This is a genomic window from Corallococcus macrosporus DSM 14697 (genome assembly GCF_002305895.1).
GTDB classification, from domain to species: Bacteria; Myxococcota; Myxococcia; order Myxococcales; family Myxococcaceae; genus Myxococcus; species Myxococcus macrosporus.
Window position 1 is genome coordinate 2,848,745 of record NZ_CP022203.1, and the last position, 16,820, is coordinate 2,865,564.

The window sequence follows — 16,820 nt, forward strand, 5'->3', positions numbered from 1 at the left end:
TCCTCCGGCCGATGCACTAGCCTCGCGCCCAGCCATGGCAGTCCTCCGTCCCCCCCTCATGCGCCTGTTGCTTGGTGCCGCGCTGGTGTTCGCGCCGCCCGCCGCCCTGGCCCAGGCTCCGTCCGCTTCCGCGCCAGTCATACCCCCGGTGAAGACCGTGGCGCCGCCCGCCGGTTCCTCGCCCGGGGAAGCCGCGGCGGCCGAGCCCGCGGCGCCGTCACCGGCCCCCTCCCAGACCGACGCCGAGCCCGCGGCGCCGTCACCGGCCCCCTCCCAGGCCGAGGCCGAGCTGGAGGCGGCGGAACGGGCCCTGGACGCGGAGCTGGCGGCGCGCGAGGCCGCGCGAGCGTCCCAGCGCGGCGCTTCGGGGGACCTCCAGGCGGACGCGGAGGACTCGGAGAGCCTGGGCTGGACGCTGGTGCGCACGCTGCTCGTGCTGGGCGTGGTGGTGGCGTCCATCTACCTCACGTTGAACGTGGGCCTGCGCAGGCTGATGGGGCTGCAGGGCGTGGCCGCGGGGCGTCAGCCCCTGGTGTCCGTGGTGGAGCGCCTTCCACTGGACCAGCGCCGCAGCCTCTTCGTGGTGAAGGCCGCGGATGAATACCTGTTGTTGGGCGGCGGCGAGGGCGGCCTGCAACTGTTGTCGAAGCTGGATGTGGAGGCGGTGGAGCGCATCCGCGCGCAGCGCCCGCAGACGAACGCAGTTCCACTGAGCCCATTCCTCCAGAAGCTCCTCTCCCGCCGCAGCGGTGGCTCGCCTTCCCAGCCCCCCGGCTCCTGACGACCGTGCCCGTGAACCTCCCTGCCTCCGCCCGTCCCCGTCTCCCGCGCGTCCCGCCCTGGCTGTTCGCGGCCGTGGTCGCCGCTCATCCCCTCGCCGCGCTCGCGCAGAGGCGGGGGAGCGCCGCCATCCCCGACTCGGTGGTCAACGAGGCCGTCAACAGCGACTCGTTCGCCTCGCGCCCGCTCATCCTCATCCTGGCGCTGGCGGCCATGGGCCTGGTGCCCTTCGCGCTGATGATGGTGACCAGCTTCGTGAAGATTTCGGTGGTGCTCTCCATCGTCCGCTCGGCGCTGGGCACGCAGCAGATTCCGCCCACCCAGGTCATCACCGGCCTGGCCGTCATCCTCACCGTCTACATCATGGCCCCGGTGGGGACGCAGATGTACCGCGCGGCCGGCCTGGACATCTGGGCCAAGGGGCCGGGCGTCTTCTCCTCGGAGACGGTGGGCTCCATGCTGGGCGCGGCCAACAAGTCCAAGGAGCCGCTGCGCGAGTGGCTCATGAAGAAGGTCACCACCAAGGACCGGGCGCTCTTCTTCAACCTCGCCAAGAAGCTGCGGCAGGGCGAGGACCGCGACGCCGTGGAGAGCGATGACTTCATGGTCATCATCCCGGCCTTCGTGGTGTCCGAGCTCAAGGAGGCCTTCCAGATAGGCTTCCTCCTGTTCGTGCCGTTCATCGTCATCGACATGGTGGTGGCCAACATCCTGCTGGCGCTCGGCATGCACATGCTGTCGCCCACCACCATCTCCATGCCGTTCAAGCTGCTGCTGTTCGTGCTCGTGGACGGCTGGTATCTCATCGCCAAGGGCCTGGTCGTCGGCTACCTGTAGGAAGAGGGCTCCATGAATCAGCTCACGTTCATCACCCAGGAGGCCCTGTTCCTGGTGCTCGTCGCGTCGGCGCCGCCGGTGCTGATGAGCCTGTTGGTGGGGTTCATCATCTCCCTGTTCCAGGCCACCACGCAGATCCAGGAGCAGACGCTGACCTTCGCGCCGAAGGTCGTCGCCGTGTTCGGCATCCTCGCGTTGGCCGGCCCCTGGATTGGCAGCCAGCTGGTGCGCTTCACGTTCCACGTCTTCGACAGGTTCCCCGCGCTCATCAAATGAACGTCGCGGACCTCATCGCGGAGTTGGGCACCCGGGCCAACGTCTCGGCCGTCATCTTCACGGTGGCGCTGGTGATGTGCCGGGTGATGCCCGTGCTCATCTTCAGCCCCTTCCTGGGCGGTGAGGTGGTCCCCACCGAGCTGAAGATGGGCATCGGGTTGACGCTCTCCATCGTCCTCTATCCGCTCATCGCGGGCTCGGTGACGTCCATCCCCATGAGCGCCATGCCGTACATCGCGCTGATGGCGAAGGAGGTGTTCATCGGGTTCACCATCGCCTTCGTCGTCAACTCACTGTTCGAGGCGGCGCGCGTGGCCGGCAACCTGGTGGACACCATGTCCGGCAGCAACAACGCGCAGTTGTACGTGCCGCAGCTCGGGCAGCAGGTGACGCTGTTCTCCAGCTTCAAGGTGCAGCTCGCGGTGGTGCTGTTCCTCACGTTGAACGGGCACCACCTGGTCATCCAGGCGCTGGCGGACAGCCTGGTGGCGGTGCCGCTGGACGGCTTCCCCCGCTTTCACGACGGGCCGTGGCCCTTCTTCGACCTGATGATTCGCGTGTTCGCGGACCTGCTGCGGGTGAGCCTGGCGCTGGCCGCTCCCGCCATGCTGGCGACCTTCCTCACGGACGTGGCGCTGGGCGCCATCAACCGCGTGGCGCCGCAAATCCAGGTGTTCTTCATCTCCATGTCCGTCAAGCCCCTGGTGAGCGTGCTCCTCGTCTTCCTGGTGCTCGGGGCCCTGATGGACCGCATGCAGGGGGAGATGGTCATCATGCTGCGGACCCTCAACCAGGCCCTGCGGCTCTTGTCCTGAGCCGCTACCTCCGGGACGCACCATGTCGGACGAGAGCGGAGAAAAAACAGAAGAGCCATCCCAGAAGAAGCTGGATGACTCACGCAAGAAGGGCCAGGTCTGGAAGAGCAAGGACCTGAGCGGCGTGGGCGTGCTCCTGGTGGGCCTGGGCGCCGTCAAGGGGAGCTGGGACATGATGGAGACGGAGCTGATGTCGCTCTTCACGTTCTCCTTCGACCACCTGACGAACCCGGTGGACCTGTCCGTGGCCACCGGTCAGCTGCTCTACCTGGGCGTGCGCGCGGTGGTGCTGGTGTCGCTGCCGGTGCTGGCGGGCGGGGCCATCGTCGGCGGGCTGATGGAGTACCTCCAGGTGGGGACGCTCTTCACCATGGACCCGCTCATGCCGAAGATGGAGAAGCTCAATCCCATCCAGGGCATGAAGAACCTGTTCAACAAGAAGGCGATTGTCGAGCTGCTGAAGAACCTGGTCAAAATCTCCGTCACCGCCTACGTCGTCTACGGCGTGGTGCGGGACGCCATGCCCCTGGTGGCCGAAACGGTGCGGCAGGACACGCGCGGCATCATGGCCATCATGGGGGAGCTGGTGACGCGCGTGGCCACGCGGGTGGCGCTCCTCTTCGTCCTCTTCGGCGTCTTCGACGTCTGGTGGCAGCGCAAGTCCTTCATGAAGGACATGATGATGACGAAGGAGGAGGTGAAGAAGGAGTACAAGCAGAGCGAGGGCGACCCGCACCACAAGGCCAAGCGCAAGGAGATGCACCAGGAGATCATGGAAGGGGCGCAGATGGAGGCCGTGCGCGAGGCCGACGTCATCGTCACCAACCCGGACCACGTGGCGGTGGCCCTCAAGTACGACCGGGAGAAGGACGGCGCGCCGCGCGTGCTGGCCCGGGGCATCGACTTCAAGGCCGAGCGCATCAAGGCCATTGCCCGCGAGCAGGACGTGCCCACGCTGCGCAACGTGCCCCTGGCCCACGCCCTGCTGCGGGTGGAGGTGGGGCAGGAAGTCCCGGAGGAGCTCTACGACGCGGTCGCCGAGGTCCTCAACTTCGTCTACGGCTTGAAGTCCGGCCAGCCCGCCCCGGAGGGCCGCGCGTGAGCGGCCCGGGTGCGGCTATCATGCAGGGACAGCGGGGCCTCCCATGAGTGACGACGCCGAAATCGCCATCGCGTTGAAGTACGACAAGGAGAAGGACGGCGCGCCGCGCGTGGTGGCCAAGGGCATGCGGCTCAAGGCGGAGAAGATTCGGGAGATTGCCCGCGAGCACAACATCCCGCTCATGCGGAACGTGAACCTGGCCAACGCGCTCTACCGCGTGGAGGTGGGCCAGGAGGTCCCCGAGGAGCTGTATGACGCCGTGGCCGAGGTCCTCAACTTCGTCTACGAGCTGCAACGCGAGCAGGCGGCCGCCGCCGCCAGGCGCTAGGGGGGCTGGACGTCCCCCACCCATCTGGAGTGAGGTTCGGTATCACGATGGCCAGAATCAACAATCCGCCTCCGAATACCTCCCTGTGGCCCTGGGGTGGTCCCCGCAGCGTCCGTGAGCGGCTCGTCGACCCGTCCCAGGTCGACCGGAAGAAGCTCCGCAAGACGGGCAACCCGAAGAACCCGGCGCTGGCGTCCGCGGCGCTGCTGGACTTCATCGGGCCGGCGCACTCCTCGGAGGAGCTCCGCCTGCCGCTGCCGCCGCACCCCGGCGGGCATGACGCGGACCTGGAGGGCTTCAGCGACCGGCCCCACCTGTCCAGCGTGGCCGGCCGTGGCGACGAGGCGCAGCGCCGGATGCTGGAGCGGGGCCTGGGCAAGGTGAGGGCGGCGCCGGAGCGGCTGGAGCGGCTCAAGGCCCTGCTGCACCGCGAGTCCGCCATGCTGTCCCTGGTGGATCAGGTCAACGAGGAGACGAAGGAGATCATCCGCCGCATGTGGGACGCGCAGAAGGACGAGGGCTACTAGCGCCATGGCGGTCCTGGACCCGGATGATCCGAAGGACGAGGCGAGGCTGGACGCGCTGCTGCAGCGCTGGGCGGACGGCAAGGCCACGCTGCGGGATGTGCGTGGCTATTCGGACGACGAGCTCTACGCCATCGCCAAGACGGCCTATTTCTTCTTCTACCAGGGCCGGGTGAGCGAGGCGCGCACGCTCTTCCAGGGCCTGTATGCGGTGAACCCGACGGATGCCTACTTCGCCAAGGCCCTGGGCGTGGTGGAGATGGCCGCGGGGAACGGGCAGGGGGCGCTGGCGGCCTTCGACGTGGCGGCCAAGCTGACGCCGCATGATCCGTCCGTCTACGTGGGCCGCGCGGAGGTGAAGCTGGCCATGGGCCAGAAGCCCCAGGCCCTGGAGGATCTGCGCCGGGCGGCCGCGATGCAGCCGGGGGACGACCCCGTGGTGCGCAAGGCCGCGGCCATGATCACCGCGCTGAGCCGCCGCTGAGCACCGCATTTCACGTCCAGAATGGACTGTTCTTCCGGGGAGTCTGGTAGGCTGCCCGGCGCTCAATTCTTCGTCGTCAGGGAGGTCGTTGACATGTCGAACCCGAACCCCGATCCGCGCGTCCCCGCCCAGATGCCCCCGGAGGCTCCCGCCGAGCTGACCGGCAAGCGCGAGAAGCTCATCACCGAGCTGGAGAACCAGGCGAAGTCCGCCTCCGGCACGCTGCAGCAGGTGATGCGGAAGATGTCCGCGCTGATGGCCAACACCAAGCCCGGCGCGTCCCTGAACTTCCAGCTCTACCAGGACGTGAAGGACGCCTTCAGCCGCCACCTGAACGAGGCGCAGAAGACGCCGGCGCTGGCCAACATGCCGGCCATCCTCGTGGAGTCCGTGGAGTGGATGCAGGCCTACCTGAACGCCCGTGGCTTCGCCGCGGACGAGGCCGCGGCCTCCACGCCGGCGGCCACGGCCGCTCCGGCCGCCGCCCCCAAGGCCCCCGCCGGGCCGGGCGGCGCGAAGGACGCCTTCGAGACGAGCAGCAAGAAGCACCCGTCGCTGACCGGCGACGTGCCGCCGCCCCCGGCGTCGCCGCCGGACGTCAAGGCCGAGCAGAAGGACCTGGAGTCCTTCAAGGCCTGGATGAAGAACCCCAGCCTGGGCAAGCTCAAGGGCTAGTCCCGCCGCGAGGACGCCGGGCCCACGAGGACGCAACTTGGGGCCTGGCGCCGGCGATAACTCCTTCGAGACGTTCTTTTCTTCCGAGGAGATTTCCCCATGACCACCAAAGTTGGGAACAACGCGCCCGCCGCGGCGCGCAAGTCTGGACAGACGACCCCGCAGGAGCAGACGCAGGCCTGGCAGGGCGTGCTGAACTCCGCCGTGGACCAGATGAACGACCCGGAGATCAAGGGCAGCACGAAGTACCTTGGCGAGGGCCGGATCAACACGGTGAAGCAGAAGGTCCAGAGCGACATGGAGGCCTTCATCCAGAGCAACCCGAACGCCTCCGCCGACGACATCAAGAAGGAAGCCGAGTCGACGACGAAGAAGCACGAGACGAACGCGATGTTCCAGAAGATGCGGGACGACAACTTCTTCGGGAAGCTGATGAGCCGCCGCAAGGAGCTCATCAAGGACATGTGGGGCTAGAAGCCCGACCGCGAGCGGTTCCTCCGCGCGCCTGTCCCTGAAACCGCCGCCCGGGTCTCTGACCGGGGCGGCGGTTCTGCTTTGCGGGGGACGCCCGCTCCTCCGGGCCGCGGGGCCTGGGCCTCGTTGCTTCCGGCTCGAGCCCGCAAAAGCAAGGAGCCGGCATCCCGAGAGGGAAGCCGGCTCCGAGAGTCACGCGACAGCGGCAGGATTAGATCTTGCCGATGACGGACATCGCGATCTCGTTGAGCTTCTTCATGAGGTTGGCGACGAAGGCGGTGGCCTCCTGCTGCTTCTGGAGCATGAGCTGGGCCTCGGCGCGGTCACGGTCCGGACCCGTCAGACCGGAGAGGGACTTCTGCTCGAGGGCGGAGAGACCCTGGCTGGCTCCGAGGGCCTTCGTGGCGGCGGCGGCGGCGGTGGTGGCGGTGGTCATTTGCGTTCTCCAGAAGTTTGGGAAGCGGGTGGTTTGCGGCGGCGCTGCTTACAAAAGGATTATGGGGGAAGGGGGGGCAGAAGTTTCCTCGGGATTTTCTGATTCTTTTTCCCGCCCTGGCAAGAGGGGGCGCCCGCCCGCGTGATCCACCCGTGCATCCATTTGAGAAAAGCGACGCATCGAGGCGAAACTCCCAGGGAGAAACACCGAAAATCTCGGTGAAGCAGCATCGAACATTTCCCCCTCCCTAGGGAGCACCCAATATGTCGAACGGAATCGGCGGAGTTGGCGGTAACCGGCAGCTCACCACGACGCAGGGGCCGGGTAGCAACGTCAACAGCTCGACGATCGCGCGCAACGCGCAGCTCATCGAGTCGACGCTGAATCTGGTGGAGAAGGCGGTCGACCTGGCGGGCCAGGCGGTGGGCGTGGCGGGCAAGGCGCTGGATCAGATGTCCCAGTCCGCCGCCCCCTCGAAGCAGGCCGGCGCCTCCAGCGCCAGCGCGGCCTTCCCGGCCGAGCGTCCGAACCCCCTTGACGCGGTGCGCGAGGCCAACTCCCTGAAGGTGGACGACAGCAGCGGGAAGATCACCACCCCGGGCGGCTACACCATCGAGCAGCTGGGCAAGTTCGAGTGGCGCGTGACGGGGCCGGACGGCAACAACACCCGCGTGTGGGGTGACCCGCACGTCGACGAGAGCGACGGCGGCAAGTTCGACTTCAAGCGCGACACGTCCTTCGTCCTGGGCGACGGCACCCGCATCAACTGCACCACCGTGCCCTGGGGCAACAAGGGCATGACGGTGACGGGCCAGCTCGACATCGTCTACGGCGACAGCCACGTGCGCGTGACGGACATCGACAAGGGCAAGGGCAAGGTCGGCCAGGTCACCCAGAACGGCATGGACGAGGTCGTCCGGTTCCACTCGAACCAGTCCGCGGACGTGTTCCACATGGGCAAGAACGCGGCCGACTGGTCGTTCCACGGCAAGGAGATTGTCGGCCACGAGAACGGCGGCGAGAAGCACAAGGTCGGCGAGGCCATCATCACCGAGAACCGCGGCATGGCCTTCAACTACGCGGCGGCGGCGGACGCCCCCGCGGCGGGTGAGGTGGCCCAGAACTGGGACATGAACACCAACCTGCCCCAGGTGAAGCCGCTGCCCTGGGACATGAGCAGCGCCAAGCCCGATGTGAAGAAGCTGAACGAGGCGTTCGACTCCATCAGCAAGGTGTTCGAGCAGCTCAAGAACACCCAGGCGAACGGCTTCAACCCGTTCAGCAAGACGGACGACCTGTTCGGGTCCTACGACAAGAACCAGCACCGGTCCGGGCTGACCCAGTCCTTCAAGGCGCTGAGCGACATGTTCGGAGCCCTGGAGAAGCTGTCCAAGCTGAATGATATGGTCCGCTTCCGCGGTCCCCAGTCGTTCTAAGCGCTGGACGCACTCCACCGGGCCAGGTGGGGGACCGCCTGGCCCTCCTCGAGGTTGTCGTGAGCGACTCCACCCCCAAGGGTGAAACAGAGAAGGCCGTCGTCCCGGAGCCCCTCGCCGAGGCGGTCATCCGCGGCGAAGTCACCCTGGGGCAGTTCCTCAATCTCTCCGACACGCAGCTCTATGCCTGGGCGGACAAGGCCTATCAGCTCCTCCAGGCGGGGAGCTCGCAGCAGGCGCTGCAGATCTTCCAGGGCCTGACGGCGGCGGCTCCGACGAACGCCGTCTTCCACGCGCAGCTCGGCGCGACGTTCATGACGCTGGAGCGCTTCGACGAGGCGTTCGACGCCTTCCGGATGGCGCTCCAGTTCAATGATGGCCACGTGGACGCGCTGGTCGGCCGGGGCGAAATCCAGTTGCGCCGGGGCAATGTCCCGGAGGCGCTCGCGGACCTGAGCAAGGCCATCCAACTGGACCCGGGCCTCAAGCGCCGCGCCACCCAGCGCGCCCATGCGACGCTGCGCACCCTCAAGCAGCAGGCCGACCAGGTGAAGAAGTCCCGGTAGCTCAGCACTGGCAGGAACCCGGCCCGGGTCGCGCGAGCCATCGCGCGGTCCGGGCTTCGTCGTTTCCGGGCTTCGTCGTTTCCGGGCAGGGCAGGGGCGCTGCGCGAAGGGCGCTCGAGCCCGCAAAAGCAAGGAGCCGGCATCCCGAGAGGGAGGCCGGCTCCGAGAGTCACGCGACAGCGGCAGGATTAGATCTTGCCGATGACGGACATCGCGATCTCGTTGAGCTTCTTCATGAGGTTGGCGACGAAGGCGGTGGCCTCCTGCTGCTTCTGGAGCATGAGCTGCGCCTCGGCGCGGTCACGGTCCGGACCCGTCAGACCGGAGAGGGACTTCTGCTCGAGGGCGGAGAGACCCTGGCTGGCTCCGAGGGCCTTCGTGGCGGCGGCGGCGGCGGTGGTGGCGGTGGTCATTTGCGTTCTCCAGAAGTTTGGGAAGCGGGTGGTTTGCGGCGGCGCTGCTTACAAAAGGATTATGGGGGAAGGGGGGGCAAAAGTTTCCTCGGGATTTTCTGATCCATTTTTTCCCGCGGGCGGCGGGAAGAACGCGTCCGAAGCGGCGCACCGTTTTGGTGGAAAAGCCGATAACAGTCTAAGCTCCCGGCGCCCGGAACCGCTTGCCCTACCGGCACCGGGGCCGTCCTCCCGCCCTCGTGAGGGATGTGTGCAGATGACGACTGAATCCAAGGCAACGGTGACCAACGACGACGTGAAGCCCCTGTCCGGCCCGGAGATGCTCGAGCGGGCCACGGAAGGCTTCAACCTCTTCCAGGATGGGCGCTTCCGTGAGTCGCTGACCTTGTTCCAGTCGCTGGCGGCCATGGACCCCACCGAGGCCTACTTCCAGACGGCGCTGGGGGCCTGCCACCTGGCGCTGGAGGACCTGGACCTGGCGGAGTCCTACTTCAACCGGGCCATCGAGCTGGACCCCACCGACCTCACGCCCTTCGTCAACCGCGGGGAAGTCCACCTGCGGCTGGGCAAGGTCCACGAGGCCGCTCGGGACTTCAACCACGCGGTGGGCCTGGACCCCCAGGGGCAGGATCCGCTCAGCGCCCGGGCCCGGATGCTGGCCGCCGCGGCGCTGGAGAGCGCCGAGGAGTCGCCGTCCTCCGAGTCCGGAAGCGACGGCGCGGCCTGAGCGCGGGCCGGGCCTCCACGAGGCCCCGGTCCGCCGTCCCCCGCGCCTCGCGGCTCAGGGGAACTTCAGCTCCACGTCGATGCGGTACGGACCGTCCCCGCCCTCGACAGCGGGCTTGAAGTCGGCCGTCACGGCTTCGGCGTAGGCGTCCTCGCCCTGCACGCGCACGACGAGCGGGCGGACGGCCTGGCCCGGCGGCGCGTAGCGGCCCGTCACCGTGTAGCGCCCGATGGGGAGGTCCAGGAGACCGAAGCCGTCCGGCGTGTTGGTGCCCCGGGCCGTCGTCGGGGTGCCGGTGCTTCCATCCACCAGCGGGCCCGCCGGGGTGAGGGTCAGCTCCACGTGCTCCCTTTGCAGGGCCTGATCCGGATCGGCCGGATCCACGTAGTCCGTCAGGTTGAGGAAGAGGCCGCTGCCGTAGACGCCGCCCCCGGGCTTCGCGCCGGCCAGCCGCCAGTTGAAGTCCCGGACGGCGCCCTCGTTGCCCGCGAAGGTGTTGGAATTGCTGGGGTGCAGCTCGAAGGTGTAGCGGCGGCCGTTGAAGTCGCGCTGGAGCCGCGCGCTGGCGTTCCAGGTGGTCGCCGCCTGGCCCAGCTCCAGCCGGTACGTGCCGTCCGCGCCCGTCACGCCCACGACATCGGAGTTGTAGAGGACCTGGTTGTCGGCCACCACCTCCACCCCCGCCAGGGGCCTGCCCGCGGTGTCCGTGGCCTTGCCCTTGAGGACGTTCTTCTCCGTGTTGCCGTTGTTGGGGCCGGGGCCGGGGCCGGGGTTGCTGGCGCCACCGTTCGAGCAGGCCGAACAGGCCAGGGACGTACCCAGCAACAACAGCGGAAGACCCCTGCCCAAGGCATTCTTCAGTCGCATTGCGTTCTCCCAAGGTTCCAAGTGGCCTGCCCCGGCCCTCCAGGACGGCAGGGCACGACAGGCGGATGAACCCGCGTGACGGAGCGCGGCGCAAGGATGAAAGTCCGCTTCGGTTGACTGCCCGGCTGCTTCGGGCGGGGCCAGGTGCGGGGGCTTCGCGAGGCCCCCCCTGACAGAAGGGGCCCGGGTTGGCCTAGGATGCCTGACCGCTGATGGCTGCCACCAATTCGAACAGCTTCCTCTCCAAGTACTCCGACATCGTCCTCGCCGTGGTGGTCGTGGCCATCGTCGGGATGATGATCGTCCCGCTGCCCACGCTGCTGCTGGACGTGCTGCTGACGCTGAACATCAGCATTTCGGTGGTGCTGCTCCTCGTGTCCCTCTACGTGCCAGGGGCGCTCCAGTTGTCGGTGTTCCCGACGCTGCTGCTCATCACCACGATGTTCCGGCTGGCGCTGACCATCTCCACCACGCGCCTCATCCTCCTCACCGGTGACCCGGGAGAGGTGGTCGTGGCGTTCGGAAACTTCGTGGTGCAGGGCAACTTCGTCGTCGGCGCCATCCTCTTCATCATCCTGGTCATCGTGAACTTCATCGTGATTTCCAAGGGCTCGGAGCGCGTGGCCGAAGTGGCCGCCCGCTTCACCCTGGACGCGATGCCCGGCAAGCAGATGTCCATTGACGCCGACCTGCGGGCCGGCTCCATCGACCAGGACCAGGGCAAGAAGAAGCGCCGCGACCTGGAGCGTGAGAGCCAGCTCTTCGGCGCCATGGACGGCGCCATGAAGTTCGTGAAGGGCGACGCCATCGCTAGCATCATCATCACCGTCGTCAACATCGTCGGTGGCCTCATCATCGGCGTGACGCAGAAGGGCATGTCGGCCGGCGACGCGGCGCAGAAGTACACGCTGCTCACCATCGGTGACGGTCTGGTCGGCATGATTCCCGCCATCCTCGTGTCCACCTGCGCCGGCATCATCGTGACGCGCGTCGCCGGCGAGGAAGAGGGCAATCACCTGGGCATGGACATGGGCAGCCAGCTCACGGCCTACCCGAAGGCCATCGCCATCGCCTCGGGCATGCTCATCGTCCTGGGCCTGGTGCCGGGTCTGCCCAAGATTCCCTTCTTCCTGCTGGGCATCGGCGCGGGCCTGGGCGCCTGGACGATGCTGAAGAAGCAGAAGCAGGACGTGATGCAGGAGGAGGCCGGCCCGGCCATGGAGACGGACCTGGGCACGCCCATGGCCACGGAGCCCGCGCCGAAGGAGGCGCTCAATCCGGACTCCGAGCTGTTCATCCCCGTCGTCACCCCCATCGTCCTGGAGGTGTCCGACGCGCTGGTGCCCTACGTGGACTCGCGCCAGGACAACGGGAAGTTCCTCTTCGAGCTCATCCCCTTCATGCGCGATGGCCTCTTCGTGGAGCTGGGCGTCCGCTTCCCGGGCGTGCGCGCGCGTGGCAATGGCTCGCTGCCGCCGGGCGCGTACCAGGTTCAAATCAACGAGGTGCCCGTCGTCACCGGCCAGGCCACGCTGGGCCACGTCCTGGTGAACGACACGGTGGACCGGCTGCGGCTGATGAACATCCAGGGCTTCGAGGCGGTGAACCCCGCCACCCGGCAGCCCGCCGCCTGGGTCCCCGAGCAGCACCGCGACACGCTGGAGGCCGCCGGCCTCACGACGTGGGACGTGCCCGGCTACATCATCCTGCACATGGCCGCCGTGCTGCGGCGCAACGCCCGGGAGTTCGTCGGCGTGCAGGAGACGCAGACGATGCTGGAGCAACTGGAGAAGGCCTTCCCCGCCATCGTGAAGGAGGTCGTCCCCAAGGTCGTCAACGTGCTGAAGCTGACGGACATCCTCCAGCGCCTGGTGGAGGAGGAGATCTCCATCCGTGATTTGCGCGGCATCCTCCAGGCCCTGGCCGAGTACGGGCAGGTGGAGGCGGACAACGTCATGCTCACCGAGCACGTCCGCGCGTCCCAGCGCCGCTACATCTCCCACAAGTACGCGCGCGGCACCGGCACCCTGGTGGTGTACCTGTTGGACCCGAACATCGAGGACGCCATCCGCGGCTCGGTGAAGCGGACCTCGGCGGGCGCGCACCTGGCGCTGGAGCCGGAGCTGGCGCAGGAAATCGTCCAGGCCGTCCGCTCGGAGTGTGGCCACCTGCCGCCCAGCGCGCAGCGGCCCGTCATCCTCACGGCCATGGACATCCGCCGCTACGTCCGCAAGCTGCTGGAGTACGAGTTCAACCCGTCGTTCTCCGTGCTCAGCTACCAGGAGCTGTCCCCCGAGCTGAACATCCAGCCGGTGGCGCGCATCTCCACGCGGTAGCCCGCGCCGTCGTGCCCGCCCGCGCGTGTGGAACGCCCTCGCGCGGGCCCCGCCGCGCGGCCGGCGCGGGCCCGTGCCCCTACGCGCCCGCGAACACGGCGATCATCAGCACCAGGAAGACCAGGCCCACCAGCCCCATCACCACGAGGGGCACGAGCTTGCCCTTGTCCCTGAGCGCGGACATCGCGCCCGCCTCGGCGGGTTCGTCCGGCACCGGGTACTCCGCGGAGAGCGGCGGCGGAGGCTCCTCGGCGACGGGCTCGTCGGGCGGGGGCGCGGGGTCCTCGGCGACGGGTTCGTCGGGCGGGGGCGCGGGGTCCTCTGGCGGCGGCGCGGGCTCCTCTTCCGGCGGGGGCTCCACGGGCTTGGGCTCTGGACGCGGGCGCCGGGGAGAGGGCGGAGGCGGGGCCTTGACCTCGGCGGCGAGCTGGACGGGCTCCTCGGCCGGCTCGGTGGGGTCCACGTACAGGAAGCGGGTGGCGCCCACCTCCAGCTCGTCGCCGTCCTTGAGCTGGCGGCGGTTGACCCGCTTCTTGTTCACCTTGATGCCGTTGCGGCTGCCCAGGTCCTCCACGTGCGTGCCGGACCAGTCGCGGCGCACCTTGGCGTGCTTGCGGGAGACCAGGTCGTCCTTGAGGACGATGTCCGCGTCCTTCTCGTCGCGGCCCAGGATGACTTCCTTCGCGTCCCCCAGCTCGATGCGCTCGCCTTCCCGGGGGCCGTTCATGAAGCGCAGGTAGCGCTCCTCGCCGCCGCCGGCCAGGCCGCGCATGGCGTCCTTCACCATGCCCCGCGCGATGAAGGACGTCTTCTCCCCACTGGCTTCGGGGTTCAGGTCCATCACCCGGTCGAAGCGGACGTCGTACGTGGCGATGGCGATGACGTCGCCGTTGCGCAGCAGGCGCTTCTCGCCCTTGGGCACCGGCTTGCCGTTGATCTGCGTGCCGAAGGCGCTGCCCAAATCCTCCAGGAAGAAGAGCGTCCCTTCCTGGAGGATGCGCGCGTGGTTGCGCGACACCGCCTGCTGGGCGAGCACCACCTGGCAGGCCTTGTCGCGCCCCAGGGTGATGACCGCGTCGTCGAGGACGAACTCGGTGCTCGGGGCAGCGCCGGCCTCGCTGCGCTGCGTGACGGTGAGACGAACGCTCATCGAGGAGGAAGAGGGGAGTCGTGGAGGCGGGACATCAGAACGTCGCGTCGCTCAGGAATCTCTCACACGTCTGGTACTCCGTGGGGAATTCCTCTGACGTCCCGTACTTCAGGAAGTTCTTGCAGGCGATGGTCGCGTGCTCGCGCTTGTGGGCCTCGGAGAAGAGCTGGAAGAGGCCGTAGTGGCAGGCGGCGTACTTCGCATCCAGCTTGACGCACTTGCGGTAGGTGGACTCCTCCTCGGCCAGCAGGCCCTTCTCGCGGTACTGGCGGGCGAGCACGTAGAGCGCGGGCGCGGAGTTCTCCGCCTGCTGCGTGTCCTTGATCTCCTTGAAGGCCGCGTCGGTGAGCGCCGTCTTGCGCTGGGCCAGGGCCAGGTTGTTGACGCAGCTCGTGTTGCTGCCGTCCAACTGGGCGCAGTTGCCGAAGGCCTCGCGCGCCTCCGGGAAGCGCCCCAGCTCCATCAGCACGGTGCCGAAGTCGTGCCAGAGCTGCGGCGAGTTCTGGACGAGCTGCGTGGCCCGGGACAGGCTCTCGCCGGCCTCGTCGTATTCACCCTCCGAGTAGGCGATGACGCCCAGGGTGTGGTGCGCGTCGGCGATGCCGGGGTTGACGGCCAGGAGGGTGCGCAGCTCCTTCTTGGACTCGTCCATCTTCCCCATCTTCATCAGGGCGAGGGCCAGGTTGTAGCGCGACTCCAGGTTGTCCGGGTTGACCTTGAGGGCCCGCCGGAAGTTGTCGTGCGCCTTCCCGTACGCGCCTTCCTGCATGTAGATGGCGCCGAGGTTCTGGTAGGCCTGCAGGTGCTCCTGGTTGTAGCGCAGGGCCTTGATGAAGTGCTTCTTCGCGTCATCGTTCCGGCCCGAGTACATGGCGATGAGGCCCTTGTTGGACCAGAGGTCCGCGTACTGGGGGGAGAACTCCAGGCCCAGGTCGCAGAAGGTCTCCGCGCGGGTCAGGTCCCCCTTGGCCATCTCCTGCGAGCACAGCTCGTTGTTGATGAGCGCCCGCTCGTGAGGCGGCGGGGTGCGGACGCAGGCGACGAAGGGCAGGGCGGAGACCAGGGACAGCGCAGCGGCAAGTCGGCGGACACGCATGGCCGGGCGAGTGTAGGAGAGCGCCCGCGGCCAGGCAACGCCCCGAGTGGCTTGAATCCAGGCTGTTTTCCGAGGGTTACGCCGGTAGAGTGGCGGCCCATGCGTACCCTGCTCTGCACTCTTGGCTTCACCCTGGCCCTCCTCGCGGCCGGCCCCGCGCATGCCCAGTTCGCCAACCGCAGCCTGGGCCTGTCGCTGGGCTACATGGACTTCAACGACACCCGGGGCCTGGACAACTCGATGTTCGTCGGGATTGACGCCAGCCTCTACATCGAGAACGGCTTCGAGGTCGTCTCCCTGTCGAAGATAACGTTCCCGCGCGACACCACGGACGGCAACGAGCGGCGCGTGGTGGGCCTGGCGCCGTCCATCGGTATCCGCTACCTGCTGATGGAGGAGTCCATCCGCCCCTATGTGGGCTCGGACTTGAGCTACCTCATCGTCTTCAAGAACAACGTCAGCAACTTCGTGGGCATTGGCCCCAACGTCGGCATCGACTACTTCGTGTCGGACTCGGTGAGCCTGGGCGCGCGCGCGCAGTACAACTTCTACATCGCGCTCAACGACGAGACGCAGCGCACGCTCACGGTGTCGCTCGGCGCGGCGGCGTACTTCTAGTCGCTCCCTTCGGCGGCAGCAGGGCCGCGGCCACCAGCAGCGCCCACTTCTCGTCGGAGAGGTGGGCCGGCTTCTCCAGGGCCAGCGCGTCCTGCAGCCGCGCGCCCAGCGCCGCGAACAGCCGGAGCCGCGCCTCCATGCGCAGCTCCTCGCGGCGCAGCGCCGCCGTCAGCACCACCTCCCGCTCCTCGCTGGACAGCCGCTTCACGCGCGACACGAAGAGCGGATCCGCCAGCAGCCCTTCCTCGCCGGGCGTGGCCAGGGCGGAGGGCACCTTCAGGCGCCGCTCACGCACCACCAGCGTCCCCGCCAGCATGTCCCCCAGCCGCTGCTGGGAGCCGGACACGAGCGCGGTGAGTCCACCCACCAGGTAGAAGAAGGGCAGCCGGTCCACCGGACGCGCCAGGTTGCGCAGCGCCGCGTGGTAGAAGCCGATGCGCACGCCGCTCTCCTGGATGACCCGCAGCGACATCACCCGCTTGCCCACGGTGCGCCCGCTCCACACCGTCTCCAGCGTTATCGCGTAGCCCCAGTCCACCAGGAAGTAGATGACGATGCCCAGGGCGCTGGCGAAGCCCGGGAAGGCGAACATCACCAGGCTCAGCCCCAGCAGGACGCTGGTGGTGACCAGCATGACGATGAGGCTGTCCAGCAGCCACGCCAGGAAGCGCGAGTACAGGCCCGCGAGCGTGAAGCGGAACTCCACGTACTCGGGGGTGAGCACCGTGTGGGTGCCGTCCAGCAGGGTGTCGGTGGCGGTCGTCACCGACACAGTCTAGCCGCCGCCGGGCGGGCGCGGGCGGTGTCGAGCGCCGTTCCTCGCGGCTCCAACGATTTCAATGGGGCGGCGGAAGTCGGCTCAAGGTGTCCGAAGTGACTT

General features: G+C 68.0%; 21 protein-coding genes. 15 read left to right on the plus strand and 6 right to left on the minus strand.

From position 1 onward, the window contains the following. The first annotated feature begins 34 nt into the window (after nt 1–34). The 10 genes from MYMAC_RS12110 (at nt 35) to MYMAC_RS12155 (ending at nt 6,295) form a co-directional block, all read left to right on the plus strand. A complete protein-coding gene (locus tag MYMAC_RS12110; RefSeq protein WP_170114730.1) occupies nt 35–781 on the plus strand; it encodes a flagellar biosynthetic protein FliO in 747 nt (248 codons plus the stop codon). A gap of 11 nt (nt 782–792) precedes the next feature. Continuing rightward, nucleotides 793–1,617 carry a type III secretion system export apparatus subunit SctR gene (sctR, locus tag MYMAC_RS12115; protein WP_013939028.1) on the plus strand — a complete coding sequence of 275 codons (825 nt, stop codon included), beginning with the start codon at nt 793–795 and terminating at the stop codon, nt 1,615–1,617. 12 nt (nt 1,618–1,629) lie between these two features. Next, complete coding sequence (gene fliQ, locus MYMAC_RS12120) at nt 1,630–1,893, plus strand: flagellar biosynthesis protein FliQ (RefSeq protein ID WP_013939029.1); 264 nt, start codon at nt 1,630–1,632, stop codon at nt 1,891–1,893. Beyond that, nucleotides 1,890–2,708, plus strand: a complete 819-nt coding sequence (locus MYMAC_RS12125; RefSeq protein WP_013939030.1) for a flagellar biosynthetic protein FliR — start codon at nt 1,890–1,892, stop codon at nt 2,706–2,708. The genes fliQ and MYMAC_RS12125 overlap by 4 nt, the downstream gene beginning before the upstream one ends. Nucleotides 2,709–2,730: 22 nt before the next feature. Further along, entirely contained in the window at nt 2,731–3,810 is a 1,080-nt protein-coding gene (sctU, locus tag MYMAC_RS12130) for a type III secretion system export apparatus subunit SctU (protein WP_013939031.1), read from the plus strand. Nucleotides 3,811–3,853: 43 nt separating this feature from the next. Next, nucleotides 3,854–4,138 (plus strand): EscU/YscU/HrcU family type III secretion system export apparatus switch protein, encoded by a 285-nt coding sequence (locus tag MYMAC_RS12135; RefSeq protein ID WP_011552525.1) that lies wholly within the window; start codon nt 3,854–3,856, stop codon nt 4,136–4,138. Nucleotides 4,139–4,185: 47 nt separating this feature from the next. Further along, on the plus strand, nt 4,186–4,665 hold the full coding sequence (locus MYMAC_RS12140) for a hypothetical protein (RefSeq protein WP_013939032.1): 480 nt from the start codon (nt 4,186–4,188) through the stop codon (nt 4,663–4,665). Nucleotides 4,666–4,669: 4 nt separating this feature from the next. Further along, on the plus strand, nt 4,670–5,146 hold the full coding sequence (locus tag MYMAC_RS12145; protein ID WP_013939033.1) for a SycD/LcrH family type III secretion system chaperone: 477 nt from the start codon (nt 4,670–4,672) through the stop codon (nt 5,144–5,146). A 93-nt stretch (nt 5,147–5,239) separates the two neighbouring features. Continuing rightward, nucleotides 5,240–5,821, plus strand: coding sequence for a hypothetical protein (locus tag MYMAC_RS12150; protein WP_013939034.1), 582 nt, complete (start codon nt 5,240–5,242; stop codon nt 5,819–5,821). Between the two features lie 99 nt (nt 5,822–5,920). Further along, nucleotides 5,921–6,295 (plus strand): hypothetical protein, encoded by a 375-nt coding sequence (locus MYMAC_RS12155; RefSeq protein WP_013939035.1) that lies wholly within the window; start codon nt 5,921–5,923, stop codon nt 6,293–6,295. Between the two features lie 211 nt (nt 6,296–6,506). Here MYMAC_RS12155 and MYMAC_RS12160 read toward each other — a convergent pair whose 3' ends face one another. Then, nucleotides 6,507–6,731: a hypothetical protein gene (locus MYMAC_RS12160; RefSeq protein WP_013939036.1), complete on the minus strand. Its 225-nt coding sequence runs from the start codon at nt 6,729–6,731 to the stop codon at nt 6,507–6,509. Between the two features lie 263 nt (nt 6,732–6,994). Between MYMAC_RS12160 and MYMAC_RS12165 the strand changes: the two genes are divergently transcribed. Together MYMAC_RS12165 and MYMAC_RS12170 are read left to right on the plus strand one after the other, a co-directional pair. Next, nucleotides 6,995–8,167: a DUF1521 domain-containing protein gene (locus MYMAC_RS12165; protein ID WP_095958213.1), complete on the plus strand. Its 1,173-nt coding sequence runs from the start codon at nt 6,995–6,997 to the stop codon at nt 8,165–8,167. Nucleotides 8,168–8,226: 59 nt separating this feature from the next. Continuing rightward, nucleotides 8,227–8,733: a tetratricopeptide repeat protein gene (locus tag MYMAC_RS12170; RefSeq protein WP_238539645.1), complete on the plus strand. Its 507-nt coding sequence runs from the start codon at nt 8,227–8,229 to the stop codon at nt 8,731–8,733. A gap of 188 nt (nt 8,734–8,921) precedes the next feature. Here the strand turns inward: MYMAC_RS12170 and MYMAC_RS12175 are convergent, their stop codons facing one another. After that, on the minus strand, nt 8,922–9,146 hold the full coding sequence (locus tag MYMAC_RS12175; protein WP_013939036.1) for a hypothetical protein: 225 nt from the start codon (nt 9,144–9,146) through the stop codon (nt 8,922–8,924). 256 nt (nt 9,147–9,402) lie between these two features. Between MYMAC_RS12175 and MYMAC_RS12180 the strand changes: the two genes are divergently transcribed. Then, a complete protein-coding gene (locus MYMAC_RS12180) occupies nt 9,403–9,873 on the plus strand; it encodes a tetratricopeptide repeat protein (RefSeq protein WP_043710754.1) in 471 nt (156 codons plus the stop codon). Between the two features lie 54 nt (nt 9,874–9,927). Here MYMAC_RS12180 and MYMAC_RS12185 read toward each other — a convergent pair whose 3' ends face one another. Continuing rightward, on the minus strand, nt 9,928–10,740 hold the full coding sequence (locus MYMAC_RS12185; RefSeq protein ID WP_170114731.1) for a carboxypeptidase-like regulatory domain-containing protein: 813 nt from the start codon (nt 10,738–10,740) through the stop codon (nt 9,928–9,930). Between the two features lie 212 nt (nt 10,741–10,952). Between MYMAC_RS12185 and sctV the strand changes: the two genes are divergently transcribed. Further along, on the plus strand, nt 10,953–13,076 hold the full coding sequence (gene sctV / locus MYMAC_RS12190; RefSeq protein WP_013939041.1) for a type III secretion system export apparatus subunit SctV: 2,124 nt from the start codon (nt 10,953–10,955) through the stop codon (nt 13,074–13,076). 79 nt (nt 13,077–13,155) lie between these two features. Here sctV and MYMAC_RS12195 read toward each other — a convergent pair whose 3' ends face one another. After that, the gene (locus MYMAC_RS12195; RefSeq protein ID WP_095958214.1) at nt 13,156–14,226 is read right to left on the minus strand and encodes an FHA domain-containing protein; all 1,071 of its coding nucleotides are present in this window, start codon (nt 14,224–14,226) and stop codon (nt 13,156–13,158) included. Nucleotides 14,227–14,260: 34 nt separating this feature from the next. Next, nucleotides 14,261–15,322, minus strand: a complete 1,062-nt coding sequence (locus MYMAC_RS12200) for a tetratricopeptide repeat protein (protein ID WP_204817537.1) — start codon at nt 15,320–15,322, stop codon at nt 14,261–14,263. A 99-nt stretch (nt 15,323–15,421) separates the two neighbouring features. Here MYMAC_RS12200 and MYMAC_RS12205 point away from each other — a divergent pair, with 99 nt between their 5' ends. Further along, a complete protein-coding gene (locus tag MYMAC_RS12205; protein WP_013939044.1) occupies nt 15,422–15,940 on the plus strand; it encodes an outer membrane beta-barrel protein in 519 nt (172 codons plus the stop codon). On the opposite strand, the gene MYMAC_RS12210 is transcribed toward MYMAC_RS12205, so the two are convergent. Beyond that, the gene (locus MYMAC_RS12210; RefSeq protein ID WP_013939045.1) at nt 15,906–16,712 is read right to left on the minus strand and encodes an RDD family protein; all 807 of its coding nucleotides are present in this window, start codon (nt 16,710–16,712) and stop codon (nt 15,906–15,908) included. The genes MYMAC_RS12205 and MYMAC_RS12210 overlap by 35 nt on opposite strands. Nucleotides 16,713–16,820 lie beyond the last annotated feature (108 nt).

What these genes read in the sequence shown, in the direction of transcription:
- MYMAC_RS12180 (WP_043710754.1), top strand. Translation starts at nt 9,403, where the DNA reads ATGACGACTGAATCCAAGGCAACGGTGACCAACGACGACGTGAAGCCC.
- MYMAC_RS12200 (WP_204817537.1), bottom strand. Translation starts at nt 15,322, where the DNA reads ATGCGTGTCCGCCGACTTGCCGCTGCGCTGTCCCTGGTCTCCGCCCTG.
- MYMAC_RS12145 (WP_013939033.1), top strand. Translation starts at nt 4,670, where the DNA reads ATGGCGGTCCTGGACCCGGATGATCCGAAGGACGAGGCGAGGCTGGAC.
- MYMAC_RS12175 (WP_013939036.1), bottom strand. Translation starts at nt 9,146, where the DNA reads ATGACCACCGCCACCACCGCCGCCGCCGCCGCCACGAAGGCCCTCGGA.
- MYMAC_RS12110 (WP_170114730.1), top strand. Translation starts at nt 35, where the DNA reads ATGGCAGTCCTCCGTCCCCCCCTCATGCGCCTGTTGCTTGGTGCCGCG.
- sctV (WP_013939041.1), top strand. Translation starts at nt 10,953, where the DNA reads ATGGCTGCCACCAATTCGAACAGCTTCCTCTCCAAGTACTCCGACATC.
- fliQ (WP_013939029.1), top strand. Translation starts at nt 1,630, where the DNA reads ATGAATCAGCTCACGTTCATCACCCAGGAGGCCCTGTTCCTGGTGCTC.
- MYMAC_RS12135 (WP_011552525.1), top strand. Translation starts at nt 3,854, where the DNA reads ATGAGTGACGACGCCGAAATCGCCATCGCGTTGAAGTACGACAAGGAG.
- MYMAC_RS12155 (WP_013939035.1), top strand. Translation starts at nt 5,921, where the DNA reads ATGACCACCAAAGTTGGGAACAACGCGCCCGCCGCGGCGCGCAAGTCT.
- MYMAC_RS12140 (WP_013939032.1), top strand. Translation starts at nt 4,186, where the DNA reads ATGGCCAGAATCAACAATCCGCCTCCGAATACCTCCCTGTGGCCCTGG.
- MYMAC_RS12165 (WP_095958213.1), top strand. Translation starts at nt 6,995, where the DNA reads ATGTCGAACGGAATCGGCGGAGTTGGCGGTAACCGGCAGCTCACCACG.
- sctU (WP_013939031.1), top strand. Translation starts at nt 2,731, where the DNA reads ATGTCGGACGAGAGCGGAGAAAAAACAGAAGAGCCATCCCAGAAGAAG.
- MYMAC_RS12160 (WP_013939036.1), bottom strand. Translation starts at nt 6,731, where the DNA reads ATGACCACCGCCACCACCGCCGCCGCCGCCGCCACGAAGGCCCTCGGA.
- MYMAC_RS12195 (WP_095958214.1), bottom strand. Translation starts at nt 14,226, where the DNA reads ATGAGCGTTCGTCTCACCGTCACGCAGCGCAGCGAGGCCGGCGCTGCC.
- MYMAC_RS12205 (WP_013939044.1), top strand. Translation starts at nt 15,422, where the DNA reads ATGCGTACCCTGCTCTGCACTCTTGGCTTCACCCTGGCCCTCCTCGCG.
- MYMAC_RS12185 (WP_170114731.1), bottom strand. Translation starts at nt 10,740, where the DNA reads ATGCGACTGAAGAATGCCTTGGGCAGGGGTCTTCCGCTGTTGTTGCTG.
- MYMAC_RS12150 (WP_013939034.1), top strand. Translation starts at nt 5,240, where the DNA reads ATGTCGAACCCGAACCCCGATCCGCGCGTCCCCGCCCAGATGCCCCCG.
- MYMAC_RS12125 (WP_013939030.1), top strand. Translation starts at nt 1,890, where the DNA reads ATGAACGTCGCGGACCTCATCGCGGAGTTGGGCACCCGGGCCAACGTC.